Consider the following 17,406-nt stretch of genomic DNA (forward strand, 5'->3'; position numbering starts at 1 on the left):
AGAAAAAGTTTGAAAGCAGTTAATCAAAACGCATCCTCCCTAAGTAAGAGTTTAGACACAAAAAGAGTGTTCTAAAATAGAAAGAGCAGGATTCGGGGGACCATTTAACTGGTCATAGGCGCTTATAGAGACTATCTTCGGTAATCTCCAAGGTCTAAAGTCAAGTCAGCTGAAGCAACTACAGCGACTGTATCACCAGCGCATACCGGGCGATCGCATCACAACGCCTGAGTTTTCCCAGCGACTGGCAGCAATTAGCACTGAAATCAATCAGCCGGTGTGTGCCTACCTCAACCGTCGCGGACAGGTGATCCGCGTAGGGGTGGGCACACCGCGTCAAACGCAAATTCCACCGTTGGAATTGCCCCGTTATGGCGCAGAACGATTGAGCGGTATTCGTTGCATCGCCACTCAGTTGAAGCCAGAACCGCCAAATGAAACGGCGCTGACGGCTATGGCACTGCAACGGCTGGACGCTCTGGTTATGCTCAACATTACCGGAACGGGATTTCAACGACGAGGCGGTGGCGCAACAGGGTATGTCAAGCAAGCTTACCTAGCTCACCTGACACCCCAAGATGCTCGCGCCCTGATCACCAGTCCAGCCGTGCAAAAAGTTTCTGCTGATCTTCCCCCTGCTGGCGGGGGGAATGAGGGGGGTAAAGAACAAAAGAGCAACCTCCCATACACGAGTTGGAGCGTTTCGCCGCCCATGAGTGTCGATATGCTGACCCAGCAGGACTTCATGGATTTGGTGGAAGCACTGGAAGCGGAGTTCCGGCGGGAATATGTCGCCCAAGAAGTAGACGCCGACCAGGATCGCGTCCTGATTGTTGGGGTGATGACTGATGACATGACTGCTCAACAATTCCAAGACACCTTGGATGAATTGGGACGGTTGGTGGATACCGCTGGTGGAGAAGTATTGGAGATGATGCGGCAAAAGCGATCGCGCATTCATCCTCAAACAGTCGTTGGTGAAGGTAAAGTCCAAGAAATCGCCATCACCGCCCAAACTCTGGGAGCAAATCTTGTGGTCTTTGACCATGACCTCTCACCCGCCCAAATTCGTAACTTAGAATCCCAAATTGGTGTTCGGGTGGTTGACCGCACCGAAGTCATTTTGGATATCTTTGCCCAACGCGCTCAATCACGTGCTGGTAAATTGCAAGTTGAACTCGCACAACTAGAATATATGTTGCCGCGACTGGCTGGTCGAGGTCAGGCAATGTCCAGGCTGGGGGGTGGTATTGGTACAAGAGGTCCTGGTGAAACAAAACTAGAAACAGAACGCCGTGCTATTGGGCGACGCATCGCCCGACTGCAACAACAAGTCAACCAACTACAGGCACATCGGGAGCGGTTGCGCCAGCGGCGACAACATCAGGAGGTTCCCTCGGTGGCGATCGTTGGTTATACCAACGCTGGTAAGTCTACCTTGCTGAATGCTCTGACTAATGCAGAAGTTTACACAGCAGACCAGTTATTTGCCACTCTCGACCCGACCACACGCCGCCTAGTTGTTCCCCATGCTGAGGTGGGTGAACTCCAAGAGATTCTGGTGACAGATACAGTAGGGTTTATTCACGAATTACCCGCATCTTTAATGGATGCCTTCCGCGCCACCTTAGAGGAAGTCACGGAAGCTGACGCCCTCCTGCATTTGGTGGATTTGTCTCATCCTGCTTGGCTGAGTCATATTCGCTCTGTCAGGGAGATTCTCGCACAAATGCCAATCACTCCTGGTCCGGCGCTGGTTGTTTTTAATAAGATTGATGAAGTAGATAGCGATACTCTAGCATTAGCACGGGAAGAGTTTCCTCTAGCGGTGTTTATCTCTGCGAGCCAACGTTTAGGATTAGAAACCTTACGCCAGCGTCTCGGTCAACTGGTTGAATATGCCGCCTCCTATGGCTAAATATAGAGACAGCTTAATGTCTCTGTCAGCATAGGTATAGGTAAATAGGGGTGTGGGGTGTAGGTGAACAATAACCGCTGCCCCACACCTTTACACTTTGTCCTTGAACGAGGAGTAGCTACCTAGTTATTATCTATAGATACTAGTTATCACTTCTAATATTTCAAATTTATCAGTATTATCCCTGAAGTTATAGGTATTGTAAATGCAATATCATCAGTTCATTGCATAAGGTGCAAGCATACATAATAAGTACAAGTGAAGTATTCCGTTGAGTGAGATTGTCTTTGAATAGCAGGCGCACAAGCGGATGGTTGAGAAATACGAAGACTCATTTGTGTCATCAAACACTTTTAAATAGAAAAATAAGGTACTGTTTGTTACCGATAACAGTATCTTATTTTATTTTGATTGGTATCAATTGACTTTGCACGCAATGAAAACAGCAAACATAGGATAAAGCATCCACAGCCAACAACAACATTATCTTAAAATTAAGACACATTAATGAAAGTTGAGGATGTTATGGCAGCAAAAGTAGAAATTTACACTTGGAGAACTTGCCCATTTTGTATCCGTGCTAAAAATTTGCTGGCAAAAAAGGGGGTGAATTTCACCGAATACAGTATTGATGGAGATGAGGCTGCACGCAATCAAATGGCTCGAAGAGCAAATGGGAGGCGCACCTTGCCGCAAATTTTCATCAACGACAGCCACATTGGTGGTTGTGACGATATCTACGCTTTAGACTCCCAAGGCAAGCTGGATCAGCTACTAGCATCTACCAATAATGTGTAGATTGACACAAAAGTCCAGGCTGAAAGCAAGGAAAAAAGTTAAGAGTTAAGAGTGAGGAATTAGGAATAGAACTCATAAGTAGGTAGGTAGGAATAAACAGATCTACGAAGAGCGAAAGTGATAACGCCTGAAACTCGCGCCCTAGAGGAATGACAGCCCTCTCCTGTCACCACACGCTGGGCGTGAACACGAGTTAACTTTATTTGTGCCGACCTACTTAACTCATAACTCTTCAAGAGATAATCAAAATTAAATAATCTTGAAATTTCCTGGCAATTGAGGCAGAAAGCGTGAAACTGGCTTTTATCATTGATCCCATCCATCAACTCGATCCGTGTCATGATACCAGCGTTGCTCTCATGGAAGCGGCGCAAATCCTAGGACATGAAATTTGGATAACTCAAGCCAATCTACTTAGTGTGGTGGAAGGCAAAGCTTGGGCAGTCCTAGAAAAAGTGGAACTTGTACCAGTGCAGTTGGTGGAGGGACGTTATCAGGCGGCGAATCCTTGGTACAAGTTGATCCAAAGCGCCGCCCTTTGCCTGGAAACAATGGATGCCGTATTCATGCGGACAGATCCACCAGTCACAGTCCCTTATCTCTATGCCACATACATTCTGGACTACATTGACCAAAACAAAACCTTGGTGATTAATAGTCCTGCGGGTATCCGAGCAGCAAACGAAAAAATGTATGCCCTCCAGTTTACCGAAGCGATTCCCGAAACCATCGTTACTGCTGATAAACAGTTGATTCGGCAATTTGTAGAAGCCAAGGGAAGAGCGATACTCAAACCACTAGGAAACAAAGCAGGAGAAGGGATTTTATTTTTAGAACCAGGCGATCGCAACTTCAACTCCATAGTTGAACTCAGTACCCTCCAAGGTCGAGTACCAGTTATGGTGCAAATTTACTTACCAGAGGCAAAAGACGGAGACAAGCGGATTATCTTGCTTAATGGTGAACCGATTGGTGCCCTCAATCGCCTTTCATCTGGCAGCGATTTTCGCAATAACATGGCGACTGGGGGCACAGTTGCCCAAACTAACATCACTCCAAGAGAGCATGATATTTGCACTCAACTAGCCGAAACCCTACGTAAAGATGGCTTAATATTTGTCGGTATTGACGTTATCGGTGGATACATGACAGAAGTTAACGTTACCAGTCCTACCGGCGTGCGCGAGATAGACCGATTAGACGGCACTCGCCTTGCTTCACAAGTTATTCAATGGCTCGAGCAAGCAAAAAAATCATGAATGATAACCATTGCCATAAAGCCACAGTGTCACAATTATACCGTAACATCCTGGTAATGGCTTCATCAGCAGCAACACCAGTCGTTAAAAGTTTGGGTTATATTCCGTGTAATTTCCCTAGCACCCTGGCAAACCTAGATAATTGCAAATAAGTTGGAAATTACACCAAGTACCAGGTAGCAAAATTCAGCCTGGTCAGGTAGAACCGTGAAACCTCTCCGCCCCCGCTTTTTTGTACCAAATGCAGTGGCGGACATCCGAAAGAAGGAACTCTAGCCCAAATGAATTCAGTCTCTGGGTAGGGTAGACGAAGTTTAGTCACTTATAGGGGAACTGCTCACCCTTAGTAGCTGGCGAAATCCTCTAATTATGACTTGTGGATGATGAATCCTATAAAATTTTTCGAGCCTTTGCATTTATAATTCATCATTTTTCTTAATTACGGGGTGTGCGTCGGTTGCGGAGAAAATCCGGTATATCCAATCCTGGTTTTTCTTTAGGTTCCACAATAGGGGTTGGCGGATTAACTGGTGGTGTCTGTGGCAATGGTCGTTTTGTTGATTGTTGGGGGACAACCCGTGGTTGATTGACGTTTTGCTGTGGTGCGGCTTGTGCTTCACCTGTAAATCCTGTGGCAATTACAGTCAGTCTGACTTCACCTTGAAGCCTATCATCAATCACCGCTCCAAAAATAATATTGGCGTTGGGATCAACAACTTCATAGATTGTTTCTGCTGCAGCGTTGACTTCATGCAGGGTAAGGTCACTACCACCAGTAATGTTAAAGACAACGCCTCTGGCTCCTTCAATCGAAGACTCTAGTAACGGCGAAGAAATGGCAGCGATCGCCGCTTCTCTGGCTCTTGATTTTCCTGAGCCAATACCAATCCCCATCAATGCTGATCCTGCATCTGCCATCACAGCTCGCACATCAGCAAAGTCAACGTTGATCAAACCAGGGATTGTGATGATATCGGAAATACCTTGTACCCCTTGACGCAGCACATCATCTGCATAGCGAAAAGCTTCTTGCATGGGTGTCTGCTCTGGGATCACTTCCAACAGCTTGTTATTGGGGATGATGATCAGCGTATCCACCCGACTTTTTAGACCTTCAATGCCTTGCTCTGCTTGAGAGGTGCGGCGACGCCCCTCGAAGATAAATGGACGCGTGACCACCCCAACAGTGAGAGCGCCCATTTCTTTTGCGACTTCAGCAACAATCGGAGCGGCACCCGTACCAGTACCTCCTCCCATACCAGCGGTGATAAACACTAAGTCGGCACCCTCTAAAGCGGTGGCGATCTCGTCTCGTGATTCTTCAGCTGCCTTTTGACCAATAGCAGGATTGCCACCTGCTCCTAAACCCCGTGTCAGCTTTTGTCCAATTTGTAGTCTCCTAGGAGCATCTGCCAGAGTCAAAGCTTGGGCGTCGGTGTTGATTGACCAAAACTCCACGCCAATTACATCAGAAGCAATCATGCGGTTAACAGCATTGCTACCGCCACCACCTACGCCAATCACTTTGATATTGGCGACTCGACCAGGAACAATGTCACCAATTCGACTTTCTTCACTGGAAATCTTCTTACTGTCATGATTTTGCCCGTAGTTTACCCCACTATTATTAAAGGGATTGGTGGAGTTAATTGCCAGCGAGAACCCCTGGTGTCCGGGAGACTGGGAGTTTTTATAGGTAAGCCCTTGGTTATTATCAAGTGTCATCGGAGTTGCGAGCATGTAGATAAACGACTTTTTAAGGTGTTATTCACCTAGGAGTCAACTATAGTTTGACGCTGCCATCATCTATGGCATTTTTGTTTATTGTTCTTTCTACTTCCAGCCCTTAGAGGATTGGAGGTGCGAAAGTCTGCTATAGGGTAAGCCCTGACGGCACCCAGTCGCACAGCTAATTCTAGTGAAGTATACCTATATTCACCTAAAATTGACCTGTGTAACTTCCACCAGACATTAATATCTTCACTGGTATTTTGCTGATTTGGTTCAGTACACCTTTGGTATTTCCAATAATATCTCCGTGTTTCTGCTAGTGATTTCCATCGGACATTGATTTTACGACTGGGGCTACTGGTTTTTTTTTCGCTATCCGCCCTGCATATAAATATATTTTGATACCTTTGTATCTTGAATAAATACTTAAACCACTGATACGAGCAATTTTTTCCTTTTTCAATACGGTTGCCTCGGAATAATTGTAAGTAATTTACTATACACAATTGTTGCAATCCAGAAATTCTGTACACAAAATCCTGAAATAACTGTATAACTTGTAAAGACGCGCCTCGGCGCGTCTGGTTTGTTATCAAGATTTGATCAATAGGATTTACCATTTAAGACACAAAACACAAAATTTATCTTTTACTTACCTTTTACTTACCTATACCTAAACTGGAAATCACCGAGAAATTGCGAGCTTAGGTAATAGAACACCGTAGTTGTTTTGCTGTTAGAGTTCGCCTCAATACGAGGGACACTTTGCAATCAACAGATTCGACCTTTACTTTGGAATTCCCCTTCGGGCTAGTACCAATGTCTACGGGCTTTTAGAGGAATCTACAAAAACCAGCCTAAGATTGCCTTTGTTGCAGTACCTTCACTCTCGTTGTTGCAGGTTTTACCTACGACGATTCGCCTTGAGGATGTCTGATATATATGTGTACAATATGCAGTTGATTGCAGCACCAACCGTTCATCCTTACGGGAAACCGTTGTAAACAGGGGTTTTCCTTGCATACAACACTGCTTTCTCCTTGTGAGTCAGCAGAGAATAAAAAGCTCATGAACTCAACTTGGTAAGGTAATGCGCTCTGTGGAACACCAGGTACGCAATAGGCGTTTTCCAGCCCAAACGCCATCATTAGGTTGTCTAACATCTTGCACCCCATCATGAGATGTTAGGGTAACAACAAGCTGATAGTTTAACTTCCAATGAGAAGTTTTTATGATTATTCTTCCCATTGTAATTAGAAGTTAACGCCGATTTTTACTTGGGTTACTGCTATACCAGAAAATAGTATATTTATCAGCATAGAACTTCTTTATTAATTAGGTGTGTTTTAGACATCAAACACACCATTACTTTTTAGGGAGTTGAGGAGTTAAGCTGTTGTTTTTTTGGTTCATTTGTACTATTGGGAACTCTGGATTTTTCAGATCAATGTACTCTACCTGATTAGGATTGAGTTGTGCGGGCAAATGGCGCATTTGTGCCATGACCTTAATTTTTTCAGCCAACAAGGAACTTGGAGCCCCAAGATGTATATTGCCCAGTTCTGTTTTCAAAATTAAATTTGTTGGGTCTTGAAAATCAATTTCCATGACGTTAACAGAACTCTGGATGAGAGCGTGATAAAGTTGATCCCAATAGGGGCGATACTGCTCTGGCAAGCCAAAAACTTTGAGACTGGGCAATCTCAAGTTGGGATTGAGTGATGTGTATTTTTCTAGGGGTATCCAAACGCCACTTGCATCTAGTAACCCCACAGATACTTTTTTATGACCAGTGTCAGTGTTTGGTTGCTCCCGGCGACTTTGGGCGATGTTCCCAGAGGGAGCCGCGCTTTGCGCTAGCGCTACAGGGACTCGTTCGTTAATCTGGACTATTAACCCAGGTGGAAACAGGCGACGACTGACAGTCGCTTGTGCTATTGTCGGTTGCTGTTTCAGAGATTCGGCGATTCCATAAGGTTCTATGCGCCATAAAGACTGAGGATAAGAAACCACGAGCAGTGACTCAATTGCCTCCCGAGAAAGTAAGTGATTACCTGAAATATCGATGTCTTTGGGAGTTTTTAGTACCCAAATCGGTTGGGTAACCATCCACAGCAAACCTCCCGCCAATGAACTCACAGCAAAGGTTTGCCAAATAGTCTGAATAATTTTCATCTGCCGCTTTTGACGTAATTTCTTACGGCGACCTTCTAAATCTGCGCGGGAAACCGATATAATGCCAGCCATTCAAACCCTTCCACACTTTCAGTTCAAGTCGTTGTTGCGCTCGTACCATTATGTAATTTTAGTCAACGCTCTTGAGGTTTGTAGACCTGCTCTTCAAAAGACTTTTTTCACTTTTACTAAAACTTTACAGCAGCCATATAAGCCATCTCACTCAATTGTACTGATAATGATTTTTAACTAAGTGTCTGGGTGTTATTAAACATCACTTATTGGAGTCACGAATGGTAAATCGGGAATGGTTTATTTCTACTGCCTCCCTATTCCCAACCCCTAGAAGTTAGCTTTGTTTGTGCCGACGAGCTTATGAGAGGCTTATAAGAGTTTGTAGCGAAGCTTCTTAATTGAATGTGGGCTTTTGACTTTGTTATGGCAACCATTTCTTACTGAAAAAACAACAAAAATATTGACTAATTACTTGAAACATGGTGTATAATTTTTCATTGTCTGACTTACAAAGAAATCAGCACTCAAAACACACAACAGGAATTAACAGACGAAGCAATTTTGCACCAAACCTCTACCACAGGGTATTGAGTAGTTCTGAATTTTAAGTTCTCAGTGCAGCTCATAAATTTTGTACACAGAAGCTGTCAAGGTAGAATTGCCATCTTAGTTGGTTTTATCAACCAATATTTTGCGTCCTTGAGGAAATCAACAAAAAATCTAGCTCCTAAATTGTGGAAATTGGTAACTTAGATGACCAATAACACGGTTAAAATTTGTTGCTGATAATTGCAAAAATTAACCAAGGCATTTACGCTAAGGTTTTTAAGAAAAATTTTAAATAATAATATTACCATAATAAAATTGCTTAGCAAGTTGCTATAACAAACAACTGTCTAAGCATATGAGCAGCTAGAAAACAAAGGATTATAGTTGCGACCTAGGTAACAATTGTCTGTACATAGGTATGCAATACAGTAAATGTGCATTTACAACGTAAAATCATTCGTATCTCTTAAGTACAACAGCAACTTGATCCAGCGCGATCGCGAACGCGAGTGCGTGTCCGTGCCTGCCTAGGAGGAGCTTACGCTAACGGCGTTCGCGAGTGCGTGTGCGAATGCGAGTGCGGCTCCGCAGGAGCTAGCACTCAGCCGTGCCGCACCGCGAGGGACGAGCGCGGGAGAAAAGCGCCATCGCCCTTGGCGGGGGTTTGTCCATCGCTTTTTGGGCGGGCACTTGTGCCAATGCCCAAAGGGCACGCAAAGAGCGTGAGTCCCTGAGTCCTTACGGACACGCGCTCGCGTTCGCGAACGGGACACGCTGCTTTGAACGCGAAGACAGCACACTACCGTTACAGGCAATCGTACCGTTTGTAATGGCATGACTAGCAAGTGTTAGAGATGGTCTTGGGGATTGGTTAGTCGTTTGTAGTCAAGAACAACTCACAAAAAACAACTAACAATTCCCATTTTCCAATCTAAAATCCACGCATTGGTACTACCAACTCAACGAGCTATCGTTTTCCAAAACTTCACTGTTGTTTTCAACAGCTGCCTCTTGTTCCAAATTTGTTAAAAAGGCTTGCAGTCTCATACGTTCAATATAAGGCCACCCTCCCTCAGCTTCAATATCGCGAAGCAGTGAGTAGAGGGCTTGACGGTTATCGGGCAAACTCTGTTGAAAAGCCCCATCTCGGATCTCTCGGTGTAACCGCTCTAACTGTCGCAGTAAGGCTAAAAGAGCCTTTGCATCCCCTAGACAATCTTGTTGTGCATTGTATACCGCAGATGCGATCGCTTGCAGTTCACAAGACAATTTCGCAGACTCTAGCTTTTTGCCGTTGCTCATACCCCCCTATCCCTGTCAATCAGGTCTAATCAAATTTACTGGATATTTTTTGCTTTGACGTGTTACCACTCAACCTTACGTTCAAAAGTTTAATTGATTTGTGAGGTGTTGCTGTGACAAATTTATTTGCATATCTCAACAGAAAATAGGTTTTTGCTTTGTGTTTAACTTTGGGGAGTAGCCTGCAAAGACAAAGACTCACTACCGTCATAGCGTCTCGCTATTGATTATCCTACTGGCGTGGCTATTCCAAAGTGGTGCATGATAGAGCTTGAAATTGATTGAAAAATCTTGATTCCAACTATCCTGAATGCACTTATTTAAAGTAACTACGCCACCAGAGAAGGCAGAGCGATGATTTCAGTCTCTGTATTTGTAGAAAAACTTGATACATTTTAAACATCTATGTCACCAGCAAGTGTTAACCAGGAGTTAAGAACAGGTTAGAGACTCTAAGTGTTGAGCGCATCCATATGTCAAACTTCAAATACTGTAAAATATATTACATTGTTTAGCCCACCTTCCTAGAGAACTACCTATAGAGCAACAGTTGAAGTTCTTACGACTTACATAATCAAACTGTGACGCATGAGGCGTGCCTCTGAGTTAGCCAGATGCGATCCCGGCTTTGTTGGTCAATATCAGAACGCTTTGATTTTGAGTTAAAAAAAATCGTATGATCTGGCTGATGATCACTTTGATTTCCCCATAAAACAAGGGGCTGTATGTAAAACTGCTGGTTCTTTTACCACCTGATCGCCATACATCCCAATGGCGTGCTGTGGGCAGGGTAGCTTGGGGTTTCAAGGCTCAGGCTAAAGGAAGCGACACGTTGATGATAGACTTGGGCATCGCCATTGTTTCTAAGTAAGCAGAAGGCTTTGTGCCAAGTGGGTAGAGGCTGCTTGATTCAGCCTGCACCGCTAAGCGGTGTGAATTCCATCGCATGCACGGCGTGGGAGTATCAAAAGTTAAATATTAATTTTTGACATTGAGGTTAACTATGAGGTTTCGCGCTTTAATTGTTACACTTTTGGCTTTGTGCCTAGGGTTCCTAACTGCTTGTAGTGAAGGTCCATCATCGACTAGTACAGAGTTCCTGACTTACGAGCAGATTAGAGGCACCGGCTTGGCTGTCAAATGTCCCGTATTAGCAGAAACAAGCCGTGGTTCCATCCCCATTGATAGTAGCCAGTCCTACACCATAAAAGAACTGTGCATAGAACCCACCCAATTCTTTATCAAAGAAGAACCCGTTAATAAACGGCAACAAGCAGAATATGTTGCTGGTAAATTGTTGACTCGCCGCACCTACTCCTTGGATCAAATCATCGGCGATCTAAAGATCAATCAAGATAATAGCCTCACCTTTGTGGAGAAAGATGGCTTTGACTTCCAAGCTATTACAGTCAAATTGCCTGGTGGTGAAAGCGTACCTTTCCTGTTTACCGTCAAAGGCTTGGTGGCTCAAACACAACCTGGCTTGACCAGCATTAACACCTCAACTGACTTTGAAGGTAGCTTCAGAGTCCCCTCCTATCGCGGTGCTTCCTTCCTCGATCCCAAAGGTCGCGGTGTTACCAGTGGGTATGATAACGCGGTGGCTCTTCCCGCCCAATCTGATGATGAAGAACTCAGACGTGCCAACGTCAAGCAAGCTGAAGTTCTCAAAGGTAAAATTTCTCTGCAAGTAGCGAAAGTAGATAACTCTACTGGCGAAATTGCAGGCACCTTCGAGAGCGAACAGCCCTCTGATACCGATTTAGGCGCTAAAGAGCCTGAGGAAGTCAAGGTTCGCGGTCTGTTCTATGCTCGTGTAGAACCCGCTCGTGTGTAGATTCTTCTAAAGACTGCACCTGGCTGACACTTAGAGCTTCTCCGCACGTTTATTAAGTTAATCCCATGAGGTAACTTCTTACCCTCTCACAGGATATTTTCTGGAAGGAGGGTTTGGAGTTACCTCTGTCCGTATGTGGTTAACTGATAAAACTGCTGACCATATACGCCATATACGTAAGTGTAACAAGCGGCGTCTCGCCCTTTTTATTGCTCGTGTGAATATTTTGACTATTTTAAATTTAGATTGTTAATGAAAAAGTAGGTATCCACAACCTCTTTAATATTAAGTATTTTCCCTGATATGACTGATTCCCAATTCAGCTAAATAGTTTCTATTTTCCGTCTATCTCTACTAAGTGCACTCCTGGATGAACGACTCTAATTCAGTAGAATTGCGGTTTTTAATTTAGTAATAAAGTTTTTATTTTATTTTTATATAGTTTTGAAAAACTACAGAACACACCAAAAACTTAACTAAAAAACAAGAAAACCCCCTCAAATTTAAATTACGCTGCATTGGCAATCCGGTTGTGGTAGGTATTTCCAGCACAAAATTTTTTATCTGCCATAGGAGCTTCTTAGTTATATAGGGCGATGTGATCTCCGCGATCGCGGTATCTGGCGCAAGTCCGCTACCTTGCACAAAAGCGTCCAGAGGGCTATGCAGGTGTCTGTTGCCTGTAAAAGTGCTGCGTTCACCATGCAACGGGTACGCTACAAAAATCTGACTTATAAGTACAATCGCAGTTTGGTTTAAAAGTGAGTATTTATGTGTTTATTCGACCTTATTTGGCCAAGAAATGCGGTGCTATGACAACCACACTTACCAATGAACTCAAGCATGAGATTTGGCAGCTGTTGCGAGAATATCAGCAATTTCGCGCAGCTGATGTTCGCAACCAACTAGTGAAACTGAATTTTGGACTTGTGAGAAAAGAAGCTCACTACTGGACCAATCAATGCCAAGAAAGCTACGACGACTTGCTCCAGGTCGGTTGTTTGGGTTTGATTTTAGCTATAGAAAGATTTGATATTTCCAAGGGGCATGCCTTTAGTTCCTTTGCCATTCCCTATATTCGCGGTGAAATTCAACACTACCTTCGAGATAAAGGAGTCACCGTGCGAATTCCCCGACGCTGGTTAGCACTGCAACAGCAAGCAATCTTGGTTTCGCGTTCTTTGCGGGAAAAATACAATCGCCAACCTACTGACTCTGAGTTAGCAGCAGCATTGGAAATTTCCTCACAAGAATGGCAGGAAATCAAATTAGCATGGGCTAACCGCGCCCCTTTAAGCCTCGATATCCCAGTGCAGAATGGAGATGAAGGCGGAACTTTACTGGGAGAACTCGTTCCGGACAACCGCTACCGCAGCTTTCAACTGGCACAAGAAGACCGAATTCGCCTCCAACAAGCACTCGTGCAGTTAGAACAACGCACCCGCGAAGTCTTAGAATTTGTGTTTTTGCATGATTTGACGCAAAAACAAGTGGCAGAACGCCTTGGTATAAGTGTAGTCACGGTTTCTCGTAGGATCAAGAAAGGGCTAGGCTTGCTGAAACACTTAATGTGTATGGCAGAGGATTAACGGCAAAACTTAGTCATCCGCAATATAACTAAAAGCTAGAGTATTTAAAAGAACCTTGGCAATGCGGAAAGTTAGGTTATAAAGGTATGGGACTTCGCTTGGTGTATAAATTTCAAGCATATTGACTTGGACAAGCAAATTTTTATATGGCTTTTGAGAACAGCTCATGGGCAGAAATTCAAAAATTGCAATAGCTACTATCCTGGCTTTGGCGATCGCCTCCTGTTCCTCAGAAGGTGATCAATCTAGTCATCCTACATCTACTAACACGCCAGCAGCGACTCAAAAAGCAGCAAATCTGCCGTTTAATAACGCAGTCCTGTCTGCCAATCAAAAAGCAGCAAATCAGCCGTTTAATAACCCTATCGTGTCTGCCAAACAGATTGCACCAGTGATTACAACTACTGCTAACTTGATTCAACCAACGAATCCTACACAACGGGTAGGGGTTGTCTCAAAAGGTCGGAAAGACCCGTTTGCACAAATTGTGGAACCTTATTCGATTGGAGTAACAAATACGCCTGTAGTGGTAAAACCCGTTTCTAAGTTACCTCTACCAGCAGCTAAGAGTAAACGGCAAAGCAATGTGATAGCTACTACAACCAAAAACCCTTTAAATCAAAAGAAGTACAGAATCAACAAAACAGCCATTGGGCAAAGCGCTGCGCCCCAAAGGGTGATTGGGCAAGGAACAGCGCCGCAAGCGGCGATGGCGCATTCGCGTAGCCTACGTGCGCTTAGCACCGCGCCGCAGGCGGCGATGCTCCTGGAGAAAGCCGCGCAAAGCGCGATGGGTAAAGCGCCCGCTTTACCCATCGCATCTGTTAAAGTCAATTCCAAACGTGCTGTTACTCCTGTGCTGCCTAAAGTCTTACCCCAAGTTATCCCCAACCCTGCTTTAGCATCTGTATTACCACCACCACCACCACAACCAGACTTAGCCAGAGCAGTTTTTGTTTCTGGTGTGGTTCTCATTGGCTCCGAACCGCAAGCAATTATCAAAGTACCGAATGAGACAACAAGTCGGTATGTGCAAGCAGGACAGCGGCTGGCAAATGGAGTGCTGATTAAACGTATTGAGATCAATGAAGGCTCCGAACCGAGCGTAATTCTGGAACAATATGGTATTGAAGTTGCCAGAATGGTAGGAGAAGGAATTGCTACCCAAACGCCACCAACTGCTGCTTCTGGGGCAAATCCTGTTTCTTTGACAGAACCACCCCAAAACCCTGTTCCAGGCGGAGCTACTTAAACATGGAGACAAGAGAAAAAATTGAATTTGCTGGTTTACCTTTAGCAGTCTATCGAGAGATAGCAGCTCATTTACGTCAACTAGAAGGAGTAGAAGTTAATTTAATTCCCCAAACCTCTCAACAATTTGATTACAATCAGAGCCAAATTGCTGGTTTATGGATTTCGTATACCCCTGAGTGTGGCGCACAAAGTCGGCAACGGGTACAGCAAATCTTGACTTATTATCGTAGTCGCTACGTTGCTTGACGAATTTTCGCAAGAAATTTAAGTAAATATGCCTATATTTAAGAATTTTTGGGTTGAGGTTTCTCTACCCAACAATTCGATTTTTTTGTTAAGGAGATGCGCTCTACTAATGTAGATTCACAAGTCTTTAACGCAAGATAACTCAACTGTCAATGACTTCAATATATCTTAATATATTCAATACGTATATTTTTTTCAGCAATTTAAAAATCACAGGAAATACGGATATTATAGTTAATATAATCACATAGAACGAGGATATATAAAGAAATTGTCTTGGCTGAGACTTCTGCAACAGTTATACCTGGTCATCATCTTAACCGTTCACAAAAAATAGGCTTAGATTTAGTCTCCCGCTTACAGGGAGGACGAGATGTTGTCTTGGCAATTGACTTGACCTCAAGCGTTGGACTGAATGATGAGGGACGTTTCCGCTTACGTCAGATTGTTGAAGATAGCCTAAAGCCCGGAGATTCAGTTTACGTAGTTCCTTTTGGCAAAGATGTAGCTTTAGGAGAAGTTACATCCGGTGTAAATCCATTGGGAACAGCGATCCAATTTAGCAGTCAAAGTAAAGAAAATATTGACAAAGTATTAGAAAAAATACCTTTTGCATCCGCTCCAAACCTCTACGGTACAGATATTCAGCGAGCGGAGTTAAGTATTTATCAAGGAATAGCTCAAATCAATCACAATCGTCTGCGGCAAAATCAGCCAATCAAGCCGCAATCAGTTGTTTGGGTTACTGATGCACCCTTACTTACCGAAAAAGAAAAGGATACAAGCCCCGAAATTTATTTCTGGAGAAGAAAAAATGCGGAGCAACTTTATTCAAGCCCCTGGATTCATCCGTGGGGTCTTCACTTTTGAATGCGTGACTTTTGACTTTTGACTTCCCCGAAGGGGTGACCCAACCAGGTATCACTTCAGAAGTTTGGGTGGAAACTCCGACTGATACTCCTTTTCGGATAGCAAACTCTTTAAAAAGTCAACAACGACAAGCCTGGATTCAAGCTTTGCCGATTAAAGAGCGATCGCAAAAATTTCCAGCAACCCAGAACTCTGGCAAAATGACTATTTACCCAAACTGCGGCAATTTGTCAAACAAATTAAAAATTTACCAGAAGACAGTCCCAATTATCCCTACAAAACAGCATTATATGTACCTCCAGCAAGCACCGACCCCATAGCTAAAGAGGGAATTATCAATCGCTTTTGGAGAGATATGGATGAGCGATTTAAAACCAGCCAACAGCAAAATTTGCCTTCACCCACAAATTTAGTAAATCACAAAGTTATTCCTGGGGAGATAGTCCTAGATTCTCCTGTAGATTCTCATGACAACAGAGCAAAACGGCGGTTAGAATTGGAGCGGCTAAAACAAGATTTGGCTGATGGTTTTCTAACTGAAGAAGAGTTTGAGGGCGAACGTCAAAAAATCTTCAAAAAATACCCTCTATGACATTAGACAAGATTGCATAAATATTATTTTGTCTCGCGCATAGACAAAGGAGCGGCTTCTCGCAGAGTACGCGCAAAGGCGCAAAGATTATCAGAGGCGACGGGAGATTTGGCTAGCACGCAGGAGAGATTTTCTCAGTCTGCTGCAAGTTTAGCTGAAACAGTAATATCTATTGCAACAGCAGTGAATGAAGTTCAGCGTTGCAGTCAGGAGTTAATCAAGTTGGGAGAAGAAATCAAGAGCGTTAATCAAACTTCAGTCTCTGTATTAGAGTTACATCAAAGTAATCAAACCTGTCTTGGGAAGATTATTCCCCAACTTAAACAAGGAGCTAATAGTTTTTCAAAGGCGATTAACAGGCTTGATAATTTAGAACAAAGAATTGTCAATAAAGCCGATAGTTTGAATGAGTTGGTGGAGACTGTAGTAACCTATACAGAACAGGTAAATTCAGCGATTGAGTCTTTAATCGGTACTAACAACCAAAAAGTTGAGACTGTTATTGCCAATATTGAAGGATATGCCAATCACTTAAACGTCAAAATTGACACATTTAAGTTAGATTTAATCCAATTAATAAAAGACAAGGATATAAAACTCATTTCAGAATACAAAAAGATGGGCGATCGCTTGCTTGGTGGTCTTGAAGAAACAACTGAATATAACATTAAAAGCTATCAATTTTTAATTGACAAGCTGATTCAAAAAGCTAGTGAAATTAAGCAGGAAATTTCCCAGCTAAGAAAGGCACAAATTAATGATAACTACAATAAAAATGATAATTAGATGAAATGCAATATAAAAAAATATATAAATTTAGCCAAATTTAATGTAATTTAAAATTTTCTGGCTCGGCGATCGCGGCATACTGAGTACAATGAAGACCTAAATATTTGGCAGGCTTTTACGGATTTAATGTCCAATGCCTTTATGATACTTCTGTTATTGCTGTTAATAACTAGCACAAAGTATGCAATATCGCAAATATCTAATAATAAAAATACAGGTACGCCGCCAATTCTGCTGATTAAAGATGAAAATTACAGATTTGATCCAGGCAGCGCGGCAATTACCTCGGCAATGTTAAATTACATCACAAATAAAATAGTACCTGACATTGAAAAAACTACAAAAGATTTCAACATAAATACCGTTGAAATCATTGGTCACACTGATGAGCAAACTATTGGTAGTTTGACACTCCCCGGCCTGCCATGCGCGGGGATTCTTGGTTCACAGGCAGAACTTGCTCAGGCAGACTTGCGTCACTC

Annotated in this window: 17 protein-coding genes and 1 pseudogene; 13 read left to right on the top strand and 5 right to left on the bottom strand. The window is 43.4% G+C overall.

Annotated features, from left to right (window positions below; genetic code table 11):
* Positions 1-124 precede the first annotated feature (124 nt).
* From hflX to gshB, 3 genes are all read left to right on the top strand, one after another.
* The gene (hflX, locus tag AACT52_RS28715) at positions 125-1,918 is read left to right on the top strand and encodes a GTPase HflX (protein ID WP_073634236.1); all 1,794 of its coding nucleotides are present in this window, start codon (positions 125-127) and stop codon (positions 1,916-1,918) included.
* A gap of 525 nt (positions 1,919-2,443) precedes the next feature.
* Positions 2,444-2,716, top strand: coding sequence for a glutaredoxin 3 (gene grxC / locus AACT52_RS28720; protein WP_073634249.1), 273 nt, complete (start codon positions 2,444-2,446; stop codon positions 2,714-2,716).
* A 290-nt stretch (positions 2,717-3,006) separates the two neighbouring features.
* Complete coding sequence (gene gshB, locus AACT52_RS28725) at positions 3,007-3,975, top strand: glutathione synthase (protein ID WP_198941009.1); 969 nt, start codon at positions 3,007-3,009, stop codon at positions 3,973-3,975.
* 435 nt (positions 3,976-4,410) lie between these two features.
* Here the strand turns inward: gshB and ftsZ are convergent, their stop codons facing one another.
* The 4 genes from ftsZ to AACT52_RS28745 form a co-directional block, all read right to left on the bottom strand.
* Positions 4,411-5,700 (bottom strand): cell division protein FtsZ, encoded by a 1,290-nt coding sequence (gene ftsZ, locus AACT52_RS28730; RefSeq protein ID WP_073634250.1) that lies wholly within the window; start codon positions 5,698-5,700, stop codon positions 4,411-4,413.
* A gap of 849 nt (positions 5,701-6,549) precedes the next feature.
* Positions 6,550-6,729 carry a hypothetical protein gene (locus AACT52_RS28735; RefSeq protein ID WP_143172903.1) on the bottom strand — a complete coding sequence of 60 codons (180 nt, stop codon included), beginning with the start codon at positions 6,727-6,729 and terminating at the stop codon, positions 6,550-6,552.
* Positions 6,730-6,780: 51 nt separating this feature from the next.
* A complete protein-coding gene (locus AACT52_RS28740; protein ID WP_158054802.1) occupies positions 6,781-6,954 on the bottom strand; it encodes a hypothetical protein in 174 nt (57 codons plus the stop codon).
* A gap of 117 nt (positions 6,955-7,071) precedes the next feature.
* The gene (locus AACT52_RS28745) at positions 7,072-7,953 is read right to left on the bottom strand and encodes a cell division protein FtsQ/DivIB (protein ID WP_073634238.1); all 882 of its coding nucleotides are present in this window, start codon (positions 7,951-7,953) and stop codon (positions 7,072-7,074) included.
* Between the two features lie 1,099 nt (positions 7,954-9,052).
* Between AACT52_RS28745 and AACT52_RS28750 the strand changes: the two genes are divergently transcribed.
* Positions 9,053-9,283: a hypothetical protein gene (locus tag AACT52_RS28750; protein ID WP_073634239.1), complete on the top strand. Its 231-nt coding sequence runs from the start codon at positions 9,053-9,055 to the stop codon at positions 9,281-9,283.
* A gap of 113 nt (positions 9,284-9,396) precedes the next feature.
* On the opposite strand, the gene AACT52_RS28755 is transcribed toward AACT52_RS28750, so the two are convergent.
* Positions 9,397-9,747 carry a hypothetical protein gene (locus AACT52_RS28755; RefSeq protein ID WP_073634240.1) on the bottom strand — a complete coding sequence of 117 codons (351 nt, stop codon included), beginning with the start codon at positions 9,745-9,747 and terminating at the stop codon, positions 9,397-9,399.
* A gap of 1,003 nt (positions 9,748-10,750) precedes the next feature.
* On the opposite strand from AACT52_RS28755, the gene AACT52_RS28765 reads away from it, so the two are divergent.
* The 9 genes and pseudogenes from AACT52_RS28765 to AACT52_RS28805 form a co-directional block, all read left to right on the top strand.
* On the top strand, positions 10,751-11,584 hold the full coding sequence (locus AACT52_RS28765) for a photosystem II manganese-stabilizing polypeptide (RefSeq protein ID WP_073634241.1): 834 nt from the start codon (positions 10,751-10,753) through the stop codon (positions 11,582-11,584).
* An 812-nt stretch (positions 11,585-12,396) separates the two neighbouring features.
* Positions 12,397-13,173, top strand: coding sequence for an RNA polymerase sigma factor SigF (locus tag AACT52_RS28770; RefSeq protein WP_073634242.1), 777 nt, complete (start codon positions 12,397-12,399; stop codon positions 13,171-13,173).
* A 166-nt stretch (positions 13,174-13,339) separates the two neighbouring features.
* Positions 13,340-14,425 (top strand): hypothetical protein, encoded by a 1,086-nt coding sequence (locus tag AACT52_RS28775; protein WP_073634243.1) that lies wholly within the window; start codon positions 13,340-13,342, stop codon positions 14,423-14,425.
* 2 nt (positions 14,426-14,427) lie between these two features.
* Positions 14,428-14,673: a hypothetical protein gene (locus AACT52_RS28780; RefSeq protein WP_073634244.1), complete on the top strand. Its 246-nt coding sequence runs from the start codon at positions 14,428-14,430 to the stop codon at positions 14,671-14,673.
* Between the two features lie 276 nt (positions 14,674-14,949).
* A complete protein-coding gene (locus AACT52_RS28785; RefSeq protein ID WP_443216672.1) occupies positions 14,950-15,543 on the top strand; it encodes a hypothetical protein in 594 nt (197 codons plus the stop codon).
* An 11-nt stretch (positions 15,544-15,554) separates the two neighbouring features.
* Positions 15,555-15,863, top strand: coding sequence for a hypothetical protein (locus AACT52_RS28790; protein ID WP_073634245.1), 309 nt, complete (start codon positions 15,555-15,557; stop codon positions 15,861-15,863).
* Between the two features lie 35 nt (positions 15,864-15,898).
* Positions 15,899-16,135, top strand: coding sequence for an SHOCT domain-containing protein (locus AACT52_RS28795; RefSeq protein WP_073634246.1), 237 nt, complete (start codon positions 15,899-15,901; stop codon positions 16,133-16,135).
* Between the two features lie 108 nt (positions 16,136-16,243).
* Positions 16,244-16,921: a hypothetical protein gene (locus tag AACT52_RS28800; protein ID WP_143172904.1), complete on the top strand. Its 678-nt coding sequence runs from the start codon at positions 16,244-16,246 to the stop codon at positions 16,919-16,921.
* Positions 16,922-17,050: 129 nt separating this feature from the next.
* Positions 17,051-17,406: pseudogene (locus AACT52_RS28805) on the top strand (hypothetical protein); the annotation flags it as partial.

Source organism: Scytonema sp. HK-05, assembly GCF_963872035.1.
Classification (GTDB): Bacteria; Cyanobacteriota; Cyanobacteriia; order Cyanobacteriales; family Nostocaceae; genus Kalymmatonema.